Origin of the sequence: Paraferrimonas sp. SM1919 (genome assembly GCF_010993985.1) — a bacterium.
In the GTDB taxonomy this organism is placed as follows: Bacteria; Pseudomonadota; Gammaproteobacteria; order Enterobacterales; family Shewanellaceae; genus SM1919.
Genome location: NZ_WINH01000009.1, coordinates 141,316 through 154,377 on the forward strand (window position 1 = coordinate 141,316; position 13,062 = coordinate 154,377).

Here is a 13,062-nt window from a genome sequence, read left to right on the forward strand (position 1 = left end):
CACCACTTATTGTGAGATCGGTATTACGAATGATGGCACTCGTGGCACTTGGATTACTATTGTCAAAGGCATCGGCAATCAGCGGATCGCCTAAAATAGTATCAATGGCATTAAATAAGAAATTTTGCCCTTTCCAACCAATAGAGTTAAAGGCAAGGACAATTCCAGTTCCGGTATCGCCAGTACTGGTTATGGCTTTAACTGTGGCATCGATTTCTGACTGGTTAAAGGCGTTAATGCTGACATCACCACTACTACCATTATTTAGGTGGGTGACAATACGGCTGTCTAGCACATCAGCACTGGCACCACTGTTTACAACGTTGGTGGCAATAATGCCATTAATGGCTTCAGAGACACCGGTGCCTATGACACTTCCCCCCGAAGAGGTCGCCTCCGAGTTAATGTCTGCGGTAATAATTGCCGTTTCATTGGCTTCAAGGGTGACACTTCCAGCATAAACCCCTTGGTTAACAAGGTTAGCTTCAACGCCACTGCGAATGTCATTAAGCACAAACATGGCACCAACGCTACTTGATGCGGAGTCAGTATTTGGATCGGAACCCGGTAAGTTCAATCCCTGGGGAATAAGCTGGGTTTCAGTGGCTTCTTTCCAGTAGCCGGCATCTCGATAATTCAGGGCACTAAGATCAACGGCATTAGCGGTATCAGCACCCATGAAAATATAAATGCTGCCCGGGTTACCAAATTCAGCATCAAAACCATCACTCAAGCGAACTCTATCCCCAAAGGCAAGTTCCACAGAGGTATCATCACTAGAGTGATCTGCTGCCAAAAAGTCATTAAAGGTTTCACTGGCAATGCTCAATCCACTGTCATTAGTAGTAATAGATGAAGACACTAATTGGGTATTAGCATTAATTCTTGCTTGATCAATCGCTTTTAGTTGTAGGTTACGACCAATATTTAAATCAGCATTGGCAAGGGTAACTTCTTCTGTGGGTAACACATTATCACTGACGGTCACCTCTGAATAACTGTTGACTTTATTACTGGTCACCACAATACCAAGGGAAGAGCCTGTAGCATCTTTTAACGCCGATGCTTCAGAGCTGACCGTATTAGTTAATGTCGCATCTAATATGGCTTGGTTATCAGCCAATAACGACATATCACGACCAACATCAAACTCACTCTCATCAATATTAACTAAGGTTGCCACCGCATTTTGCTTAGACATGACATAATCAGCAAATACCGAGTCACCTAAAATGGCATCAATGGCATCAAACAGCGCATTTTGAGAATCCCAACCCATCACGTTGAAGGCAAAACTAAAGGCAGCCGCTTCATCACCAGAAAGGGTATCCACCAGTAACTCAGCATCCATCAAGGCGTCGTTTAAGGCATTAACGGATAAATCATTCGCTAGGCTAACCTGAGAATTTAAAATGTTGGCTTTCGCCTTACTGAGCAGTAGGTTGCTCACTAATTGACCATTGTAAGCAAACACAGTTCCGCCACCGGTATTACTGCCACCGGAAGCTTCAATATTGGAGATGACTGTGGCTAAATTACTGGCAGACTCATTGGCATTCAATAGCAAATTATTAGCCGCGAGTTCAACCTCATTTAAAATAGCAGCAACGTTTGCACGGACATCATTAACGTTAAATATTCCCCCTGCGGCTTTGGCATCAGAATCAGCAAAATTACCAAAATTAGGGAATAAATCTGCAATATCATCAGCTCCACCGGTGACTTTTTGCCAATGACCACTTGGGTCAACAAACTCTGCTAAGGTCAGACTAGCAAGATCAATATTTTGGGTTGGGCCAGTATAAATGTACACATCACCAGCGCCTGTTCCCATATCAGTGCCTAAGCGAACCCTATCGCCACTGGTTAACAAGCGAGTCCCTGATTCAGTGGTATAACTGTATTCCTGTTGCACCAAATCAGTCACTAATTGAGTTAACGCATCAATGGTACTGGTTGAGATCACGCTGACTTTTAGTTGGGTATTAGCATCAATTTTTGCCACATCATTGGCTTCAACAATGACATCGCCAGAGGCATTAATATTGGCATCATAAATAAAGGCATCGGCACTGGTGTTAACTTTATTCGAGCTAACAATTATGCCAGCGGTTAATCCTGTAGCTGCTTTAGCTTTTGCAGCTGCCTCGGCTTTGGCTTTTTCAGCCGCAGCGGCTTGTTCTGCCTCGGTGGTGTCGGTATCTACGTTACTTTCAGGCGCATCAGGATCGGCCTCGTCACTGGCTCCTGTTGTTGACGAGCCCGATTGGCTGTCGCTTTTATCAGAATCTTTAGTCTCAGATTTAGTGGCTTCTTTAATCTTACCTAAAGCAAATTTAAAGAAATTACCTGAGGTGGTTCTTGAGACCTCATTACCTACGCTTGAGTTGATTAATCCTGAGTTTTCAGCAGAAACATTTACAGCTTCAGCGTTGATATCGGTATTGATAATGGCAGCTTGGGCAGCAACCGGGATATCATCAATAAATAAATCTTCAGCTACTAACAATTCAAACGCTTGCTCGAAGATATTATCGATTTTCCAGCCCACATTATTAAAAGCAATGATGCCAGTTAAAGAATCTGTACCGCCAACAGAGGTAGAGGTTAAGGATGTAGCATCAACCAGAACATCATTAACCGCGTTAACAGTAATTACCCCAGCGTCGGCAAGGCCATTATTGATCTGTGAATCCGCTAACCATGATTTGGCATTCGCTAAAACCTGGTTGGTGATCATAATGCCATTAAGGGTGCCATCCGCCCTTTGTTTAGCGGAACCCGCACTCACCACAGAGCTATCCGCCGAAATAATTAATGCGCGCTCATTGGCATCCATCTCTAAGCTAGATAGGGCATTACCATTAGCTCCTTGAATTAATGCCCCCTCGATAAAGGCTAACACTTCTGCTCGAACATCGTTGCGGGTGATCATGCCCGATAAACTTTGGGATGTTGAAGTCGCACTTAACCCTGCGTCTTCAATTAAGCTACCAACACGATCCCCAATTAAGGTCGTTGCCAATTTCTTATTGATAAGGTTATCTTGGCTTAGGGGCTTCCAAAGGCCGTAATCACTATAATCAGCACTACCTAAATCCGTGGTGACACCAGTGGCTTGGTCATCCCCCATATACTGGTAAACAACGCCTTGCTCGCCGCTGATTTCAACCCAATCAGCGTTATTGGCATAATCCACATCACCATCAAACAGACTCATTCCAAATAAAGTAGTATTACCAATGTATTCATAGGTTTGTGTAGCTTCACCATTAGCATAAAGCTGAACCCTGTCACCACTGTTAATGTCAGCGTTAAAGGCTTTTACCTCATGGGCATTATATTTGGTATTCGGATTAGTAGAGATCAAAACCCAATCTGAATTGCTGGCGTAATTTTGAATACCATTAGCTAAATTAGTATCGGTTAATTGAGCATTAGCAACATACTCATAAATTGCGATTTGGTTGCCATTTTCATCCAACAGGGCAACTTTATCTCCTTGTTCTACACTGGCAACAATGACCTCTTCAACCAGATAATCGGCACTGTCAATTTTGACGGTGTCACCAAATTTTAATTGCTTAGCACCTGAGCGGTCGGTGTAATCGTAATCATCAAGTAAAGTGCTGGCTAAGTTATTAACTATGCCGACACCATAGTCATTGGAAGAAGATTGAGCAGCCAATAGCGCCGAATTAGAAGCGATACCAGAGAAATCATCAGCGACGATAGTAATATGATTCGCCGCCACCGTTTGCTGGTTATTTTTAATATAAGCTTGGGTAGAACTGCTGACTTTATTACTGGTCAATACCGCAGACACCGCCATACCACCCGCCCCAAAAAAGGCAGAAGCCGCCGAGGTCGACTCATTAGTTAACCAAGCATTAATAATACTTTCATTAAACGCCAATACCTCTAAGTCATGGTTAATATCCAACTGACTATCAGTAATAATGGCGTGGCTAGTGGCAGGATCTTCATTACTAAAGATATCCACTACGCTCTGCCAGAGTGAGCCATCACTATAGTTCATCTGGGTTAAATCAATGGGCGCAGAATCTAAACCATCATTAGTAATAGAGTCACCAATATAGCGATATAACTGCCCCTCTTGGCCCCCATTAATAGCACTATCTAAGCGAACAATATCGCCATTTAATAATGCTGTTGGGCGATCACTGCTGTTATGATCACTTTCACCATATACAGTGCCAATTAGCGCATCAAAAGCATTAAATATTAGGTTTTGCGACTCCCAACCTACAGTATTAAAGGCAAGTTTTACGCCAACGGCATCTTCCCCTGAAACCACATTGGTGGTATTGGTAGCATCAATATTGGAAGCTCTGAATGAGCTAACAGACAAATTATCAGCATTAACAATAGAGTCATTGATTTGTGCAAGTGAATCGGTCAACACTAGGTTGGTTGCTATGCTGGCACTGACCGCCAAAGCAGAGCCTGTCCCCCAAACGCTGCCCCCAGAGCTTTCAAATTCACCATCTAAAGTGGCATAGATATAGCCGGTTTGCTCAGAAGTTACAGTTACAGCGCCTGCATTAATGGTTTGTTGTTCTACCAATGCAAAGGCTTCACTTCTTACATCATTAAGTACCACCGCACCACCACTAGCATTGGCGTTAGACTCGGTAATATTGAAGCCTTGGGGCACTAATTGGGTGGCAGTTACTTCCTTCCAGAAGCCTGAATCAAAATAGTCCTGTTGATTAAGGTTCAGGTTAGCGGTTTGCTCACCCATATATTGGTAAACCGCACCTGGCGTGCCTTTACTGTCATCAAAATCGGCCGCTAAACGAACGGTATCGCCAAAGTTAAGCTGAGTAGGCACTTCTAGGCTGACATAATCTGCTGGGATTCTGTCTTGAATAAAACCATCAATAATGGCGGCACCGCCATCATTGGTGGTAATGGTTGTTGAGGTAATTTTAGTATTAGAAAATACCCAAGAATCATCCTTGGCATTAACTTTGAGGTCTGAGCTAATAGTCAAACTTTGAGCAGGTGAATTGTCACTAACATAGATCGCCGCCAAGGTATCGGTATTCACCTTGTTACTGCTTAAACTGGCAGCGGCACTTAAGCCATCGGCACCGAACAAAGCCCCAGCTGTCGTGGTTGAGGTGTTGCTAATCGTGGAATTAATTTTCGCATTTTGACTGGCATCTACCGTTAAATTGGCACCAGTAATCGAACTGTCTTCCACTAATGCATGGGTTTGGCTGGCTTGTTGTTCAGAGAATATGCCTTGGAATAACGGATCATCGCCAATGAAAGCATCAATGGCGTTAGACATCACATTTTGCGGCACCCAACCTATAGAGTTAAAAGACAGTAACACCCCAACACTTTCGGCACCAGACTCAACCGCTACATTAGAGGTTGCATCAACTAATGACTCGTCCTTAGCCTCAACATTGACATTAGCCGTTACTTCTATATCACTGTTTTTAACTTTGGCAATGGCATGGCTTAATATTTGGTTAGTGGCAATCACCCCAGAAACGGCAATCGCTTCACCGGTACCATAAGATGAGCCCCCCGAAGCACTAGCAAAACCTAAGTTATTAGCAAAAATAAACGCACTATTATTGGCGAGCACTTCGACATTAGTCGCAGCCACTGGAGCATTAATTAATGCAGCGTCTGCCCCAGCAAACACTTCATTACGGGCAACCATGGCTCCAAAGCCAATCGCATCGGAATCGCTGGCGTTTAGGGCGGGTAATTGAGAAGTTTGATCGATGGCGTCAATCGCCGTCCAATCACCACCGCTGTAATCAATATTACCATTTAGCAGTAGAGGGCTCGCGCCTTGGTATTCATAAATCAGTCCTGGGGTGCCACCATTGGCATAACCTTCACCAATAAAGACCCGTTCTCCTTGGGAGACGGTTTGCCCAATCGATGCAGAGGTATATTGATAGTCATCGGCTAAACTGGTGACTAACTCATTAATAATATTACTGCCAAGCAGGTTCTCGGTTTGAGCTAAAGTTTCATTGGTGTTATTCGCCGCAATCAATGCATTGTTATCTGCATTAATAATTAAATCACCGCTTAAATTTAAGGCTGTTCCAGCAACATTAATATTCCTAATTTCAGCTTGGGTAAAGGCATTAACCCGGTTTGAAGCCAAAGCACCTGATAGACTGATCCCCGTCGCGCCATATAAAGCCGAAGCCGCTGAAGTACTGTGATTACTGGTTTGGGCGTTGATCATTGACTGCTGGCTGACCGCGATAGTGGCTAGGCTAAGATCATCAGGGGATTGACTATCTCGTTCTAACGAAACGAGGTAATTGCCATAGTGTTTATCTTTGATCAGCCATAGGGCGCCAGCGGCTAAAACCTCAACACTAATATCGGCAATATCTTGGGATAGCGGCACCAGCATATTAGTAAACAGATCAATGATCTGTTGGGTAATACTGTTATCTTGGGCCAAATCAGTATCGGCTTCATCAATAAATGGGGTGCTCACATCATCGTTATCTACAATGCCAACATCGTCAAAAGAATCGACCCATTGGTCAATGTTTTGGGAAGTATTATTGTTGGTAATTTCAAATTGCTGTTGCTTAGATTGGGCATCAAGATTAATACTTCCAGCAACACTTAATTGCGAGTCGCTAATGCTCGCTTGGGTGAGCACCATGGCATCATCGGCAGTGTTTAAATTAAGAAGAGCGTCTATCGAATCAAATAACGCCCCTTGGGAATCCCAACCAATTTGGTTAAAGCTCAATAACGCACCGACAGAGGCATCACCGGATTCACTTAAGCCGAGCACTTGGGCATCAATGACGGCTAAGCTCAAGGCGTTGACTGTAACATTACCAAGTACAGTAACATTACTATTAACGACATGAGCTGAAGTACCACCATTAATTTGGTTGCTGGCAACAATCGCATTCACTAGAGCTGAAGTACCGGTGCCATAGGCGCTGCCCCCCGCAGAAATCACCGTACTGTCATTGACCGCATAAATAATTGAAGCATTAGTGGCTGCTAAATTAAGGTTACCGGTTAAGTCAACCGTGGCACCATCAATCACCGAATCCACGGCAATATCAACGTCATTAAATGCTAAAACACCACCAGCAGCAACGGAATGGGAAGCGGTGACATTATTACCTTGGGGCAGAATTTGGGTAGCACTGATCCGTTTCCATAGGGATGCATCGCTATAATCTTGGTTACTAAGATCTAACTGGCTGGCATCTTGCCCCATAAACTGATAAACCGAACCTGCGACACCTAAATCGTCCGCATAATCATCCGCCAGCTTAACCACCTCACCAAAATTAACCAAGGTAGAGCCATCAGTGCTTTGGTGATCAAAAGCAATAGTATCGGTCAGGCCTTGGTTAAGGAGATCGACCCCACCATCATTGGATGTGGTTGAGTCTGACACTAATTTAACATTGGAATAAATACCAGAGTCGTTTATCGCGTCAATACTCAGATCTTGACTATCCACCCACATCAGTCCGCCTTGTGACTGAGTCATTGTGGCTTGCACATCGCCATAAATCTTATTCATTGAAGCCACACCTGCGAGACTCATGCCACTAGCAAAAGCAGGGGAATTAGCCTGTGCACTTATGGTGTTACTTACCGTGGCATTAAGTTGATGAGCGCCAATGGCATCGACATCCACTATGGAGCTGATCACTAGGCTTGAATCTTGTATCGATACACTGGTATCGGCACTGGCATCAGCGCCAATTGAATCATCAGAAAACTCAACTAATTCACTTAGGCTCAATTGCGCTAAATTATCGGCGCTTAGGCCGATTAGGTTAACTGCTGCAACGCCACCAAATGCTCCGGCAAAGACACTGTCAGCAATTCGCCCTACATTGGTATTGGCCACTAAAGTCATTTGATCATCGGCAGCAATAACTAAAGAAGCAGCATCAACACTAGTATTATCAATGGCAACCTTAGCGGCTCCAGTAATGGCATTGATCGCCGCCATACCCGAGAAATTAATCTGTGCAAAGCCTAAATTATCATCGACCTGAAGGCTTTCAATGATGCTAGTGACTATGCCTTTACGTTCACTGTTTATTTGCACTCCAGCAGCACTAATATTACTATCATTGACATTCACTTCAGTGGCATTATCAAATTGGTTGACTGCCATGATGGCATCAACTTCTAACGGCAAGCTGGCATTGGCCCCAAGGGCTAAGAAGTCGAGCAACTCACCGCTTTGTTCAGGCGCTAAGGCATGTAATTGAGATTGGTCGCTTGCTTGTATATTGACATCGGTTGCGCCAGTAATAGTACTGCCATCAATATTGACAATATTTTCACTATTAAGGGTATTGGTTGTACTCGCGCCAATGCTATTGTAAATGGCATCATTGGAGGCATTAATATCAACCATACCCACCACATCAATGGTGGTGTTAGAGATTGACACTACCGCGGTATCATCGTGTTCTTGCTCAACGGAATATAACAAACTAGGGGTCGCTTCGGCGCTAACCTCACCACCAATATGAGCAGATACAATCAAATCGCCCGCTTCAACATTAATACCATTAGCCATATTAATTTCGGCTCGAGCTTGGCTTCTCACCACAACAGCATCTGCTGTGGTTATGGCAGTATCTGATTTAGTTACTTGCGCAGAAAGGATGACTTGTTCGGTAGCGATTATATTACCGCCTAAATCAATCAAGCCTGAAGCGTATTCAGTATTGCCATTGATATCACTGATAAAGCTTTCAGAATGGGCGTTAAAGGTGACATTTTTGGCACCATTAACATCGCTGCCCTGGGAAAGCAAAATGTGTTCGGCTGCTACGGTAAAATCTTTGGCTGTTAAATTAAGGTCGCCAATTAGGGTGAAGCTATCTTGCCCCTCGCCCAAATCAACAATTAAGTCTGAGCCCAATTGCGCTAAGGTTTGCTGATCTATCGTCAAGCTAAAATCATCATCGCCACTGGAGCCCAGAATTTTAATGACATCATCATTAGCATCACGCTCGGCACTGGCAACCACATTACCAGATACGATATCAACGATCTCATAGTGGTTGTTATTGGCATTAAGTCGTAATAAAAAGTCCGAAGCAGAAGCCGCAGCTAAATTAAGATCGGCAGACAGCAATAATCTCGGCTCAATGGCCTCCATGATCATATGATCATTTGCCGCAGCATGGGCACGAAAGAAAAATCGCGATAAGAAACGATGAAAGCGAGAGTTTTTAAAAGGAATGGTTTTGAATACTGAGCGTTTCAATCCTTTTTTACGACGTAACGGAAGAGCCATGATACCTTCCCTAGTTGTGCTTTACAGCAATTGCTAAACGGTTCCAAAGCAACCGCCCCCCTTTATTGCTAAACTTCCTTGCACATATTTAGAATTAGCCATTCCAAAAGATAATGTTCAAATTGTAGATAGTTCAATAAATATCAGTAGAGGCACCTTGCCAGCCAATAACAAAATGTAGTCCACAAGCACCAATTGAGCAAATTTTAACCACAAAAAATATCATCTTTTAAAGTGCTTTACCGATGGGTTTCACGGCAAAAAAAAAGCCTCCAATAATGGAGGCTTTTTTATCAATTAATGAGTATCAATTATTCACTGGCTAAAAACGCTGCTGCGCCAATAAGTGCCGCACTGTCGCAAAGATTTAGGTGAACAGGGATATCTTTGACAAAGTGGCTCATAATGCCCTTATCATCGAAGTTGTGATTAAACTTGGAAGCCTTAAAAAACTCCACAAAGCGTGGCAATACCCCACCACCTATCATCACACCACCTTTAGCACCTTGGGTAAGTGCGATATTACCGGCAACCATACCGAGCCAATCGCAAAATAAATTCAGTGTCTGTAAACAGATATCATCTTCACCAGATAACGCTTTAGTCGACACATCCGCCGAGGTGTAATCTTTAGCATCTAACCCTTGTGCTGCGGCGACGCCTTTATATAGTAAAGCTAAGCCAGTTCCCGAGAGTAAGTGTTCAACAGAAACAACTTGGTGTTGAGTTTGAGCATACTGTAACACTTTAAATTGCAGCTCATTAACAACTGGAATATTAACATGGCCACCCTCACAAGCCACCACTTGGAAGGAATCTTTGGTTGGCACTAATTGAGCAACACCAAACCCAGTACCTGGACCAATGGCTGCAATAGGTGCAGTTGGATCAGCTTCACCAGATTTAATTTCAACAATTTGATCAGCAGGTAGGAAGGGGCCAGAGAAAGCAAAAGCGGCAAAATCGTTTAATAACTCACAACGGTCTAATTCAAACTGCTGTTCAAGTTCACTAACTGAAAAATTCCAACCCAAGTTGGTCACATTGGCCTGCCCTTGTTTAATTGGACCAGCCACAGCAATCGATACTTTTTTACAAGCTTGTAATGATTCATCACTAATATATTGCTTCAATACATCCTGTAAAGAGGCAAACTCAGCGCTTGGATATGTTTGGCGTTGCACCAGCTTAATATTATTAATGTCACCATCTACTAACACCGCTAATGCAAATCTAGCATTAGTGCCACCAACATCTGCCACTATGATGGCATTTTCATCGATCATCATCATTTCCATAAGATTATTCGAGAGTACCTAAATAAGCTTCAGTAATTGAAGCTTTTTGAACTTAAATTTTGCTTGTTTTATTGGTGCCAGAGGATAACATGAAATATTGCTTCTGATAGATTTTTTTTGTTAACTATAGGTAAATTAATGCGCGCCAAAGTCACATCATTCGATATCGCTGAAAAAGCTGGTGTGTCCCAGTCAACCGTATCGCGAGCACTCAGTGACTCTCCCCTTGTTAGTCTCGAAACAAAAGCCCGTGTTCATGCTGCTGCCAAAGAGCTAAACTATAAAGTCGATAAAAATGCCAGTAATCTAAGACGCCAATCCAGTAACACCATTGCCTTACTATTATTCGAAGAAAGTTCATCCGGCACTGACTCTATCAACCCTTTTTACCTTTCTATGCTAGGCGCCATTACCCGTGCCTGCTCAAACCAAGGCTATGATTTATTAGTCTCTTTTCAGGAACTTGGCACAGACTGGTTCAGTGAATACGAAGATGCTCACAAGGCCGATGGGTTAATATTATTAGGTTATGGTGGCTACTTAGATTACCAGCAAAAGTTAGTCGAGCTCGAAAACCAAGGCACCCACTTTGTTCGCTGGGGCGACACCTCCACTACAGCTCCAGGGATCACCATAGGCTGTGACAACTTTGAGGGTGGCCGCCAAATAAGCGAGCATTTACTTGAGCGTGGGCGTAAACAAATAGCCTTTATTGGTGACATTTCAGACGACTCACCGGAATTAAAACAACGTTATCTGGGGTACCAAAAAACCCTAAATGACAATGGTTTGCATTGTGCACAAAGCCTGCAGTTTAATGCTGAAGTAACTGAACACTCTGGATACCTAGCCACTAAAAAGTTAATAGCATCAGGGCAGAGCTTTGATGCTGTGTTTGCAGCCTGTGATTATATTGCCCTTGGCGCAATGCGCGCACTGCAGGAGTCTGGCTATACCATCCCAACGGATGTTTCAGTGGCTGGCTTTGATGATGTGGCGATTGCTAAGCACAGCCGCCCTGCTCTGACAACAGCCATTCAAGATCCTAATGAAGCGGGTAAGCGGATGGTCAAAACGTTACTCAAACTGATCCGTAATGAACCATGCCAAAGTCATACTTTAGAAACACGCTTAGCAATTAGAGGAAGTTGCTAAATTCTTTGGCTCCGCTTTAGCACGCCACTTCTTGACTACAGGAGATGCTTCGCCCTACTGTTCGTTTACGAATACTCAATCGATTTCTTTCCGTATTCAAGCATTTTATTTAAGCAAATGCCCAGTCTTCACTAGGATGATGGTTTCTTCTTCTACAAAGGGGAAATGCTGACTTAAGTGAGGACTGCGGATCCAAGTGCCCTTAGGGTATAGCCCATGCTCGTCTTGGAAAGTACCGCTTAATACAAATATCTCTTCACCACCAAAATGGCTATGGGGTTGAAACCTTTCACCAGCAGGCCACTTTACTAACGCCACATTCTCATATTTAAAGTTATGCAATGGCATTACCTGTAAACCGCCTATACCTTGGTGCCATGCTTGAGTATTGGTATTGATGCGAACCGACCACTCATCCAATTCATCAAACTGATTGAGCTTAACTAAAATAGTGCAACCTTGCTTACTAAAAGGTTGGTGGCTTGAACCTGGTGGATTGCGTAAATACGTGCCCGCAGGGTAATCCCCATGCTCATCACTAAAAACCCCCTCAAGCACAAAGATTTCTTCACCTAAAGGATGATTATGTGGTGCAAAATAAGAATTTGGCTCGTATTTAACCACAGAAGTCACATGGCCATGCTCTGCCGCTTCACGCTCTAGTGGCTTTCTAAGTACCCCTTGGGATGGGCTTGTTACCCAATCCATGTTTTGGGTTTCAACGACCAACTTCTTATTGAAGTCCATGTTAAGCATAAGTTTTCCTATAAGGTGATTTGATGGTTTAATGGATTAACTCTCAATTCAATTAAGACCATCGAATATATGAAGAATGACGATAAACTTATTCTACTGCTAAAAGTATCTATTGGATTAGGATTTTTGCTAATTTGTATTGGCATTTACTTTCATTTGTATAGCGGCGCTATAAAAGCTATGGGGGTCACCGGCATTATCATCAGTGCAGTTTTTGTTGCGGTGGGTATGGTGCTATCTTTACCAACAAAGATGTACCTAACGTTTCTGTTAATGAAAAATGAAACTAACAGTAATCATCACAAAAAGTAATTAGGTAACTTTGTCCACTTCCCCTAAACTGAGACATTGATTAAGTAGAGTTTTCTGACAAAGTAATGTTAGGAGGCACTATGAAAAAGTCACGATTCACAGATACCCAAATTATCAGCATTTTAAAAGAAGCTGACTCGGGCATGAAGGTTGTAGTGGCATAGTTAATTTGGCCACCTGATTAGAGGTGTTAAAATACACCTCATAGCATAACAGGTGACACTATGA

General features: G+C 43.2%; 5 protein-coding genes (1 of these 5 only partly in view). 2 read left to right on the forward strand and 3 right to left on the reverse strand.

Features of this window, described 5'->3' with window-relative positions; all coding sequences use genetic code 11:
• Together GFB48_RS07475 and glk are read right to left on the reverse strand one after the other, a co-directional pair.
• Window positions 1-9,313, reverse strand: partial view of an LEPR-XLL domain-containing protein gene (locus GFB48_RS07475; protein WP_163933384.1) — the 5' portion only. Its footprint begins 24,833 nt before the window's first position; only the first 9,313 of its 34,146 coding nucleotides appear in the window; it begins with the start codon at window positions 9,311-9,313; the stop codon falls past the left edge of the window.
• A gap of 311 nt (window positions 9,314-9,624) precedes the next feature.
• On the reverse strand, window positions 9,625-10,605 hold the full coding sequence (glk, locus tag GFB48_RS07480; protein WP_163933387.1) for a glucokinase: 981 nt from the start codon (window positions 10,603-10,605) through the stop codon (window positions 9,625-9,627).
• Between the two features lie 144 nt (window positions 10,606-10,749).
• Between glk and GFB48_RS07485 the strand changes: the two genes are divergently transcribed.
• On the forward strand, window positions 10,750-11,766 hold the full coding sequence (locus GFB48_RS07485) for a LacI family DNA-binding transcriptional regulator (protein ID WP_163933390.1): 1,017 nt from the start codon (window positions 10,750-10,752) through the stop codon (window positions 11,764-11,766).
• A 105-nt stretch (window positions 11,767-11,871) separates the two neighbouring features.
• Here GFB48_RS07485 and GFB48_RS07490 read toward each other — a convergent pair whose 3' ends face one another.
• Window positions 11,872-12,522: a cupin domain-containing protein gene (locus GFB48_RS07490; RefSeq protein ID WP_163933393.1), complete on the reverse strand. Its 651-nt coding sequence runs from the start codon at window positions 12,520-12,522 to the stop codon at window positions 11,872-11,874.
• Between the two features lie 69 nt (window positions 12,523-12,591).
• Between GFB48_RS07490 and GFB48_RS17675 the strand changes: the two genes are divergently transcribed.
• Window positions 12,592-12,834 (forward strand): hypothetical protein, encoded by a 243-nt coding sequence (locus GFB48_RS17675; RefSeq protein ID WP_163933396.1) that lies wholly within the window; start codon window positions 12,592-12,594, stop codon window positions 12,832-12,834.
• Window positions 12,835-13,062: the final 228 nt, after the last annotated feature.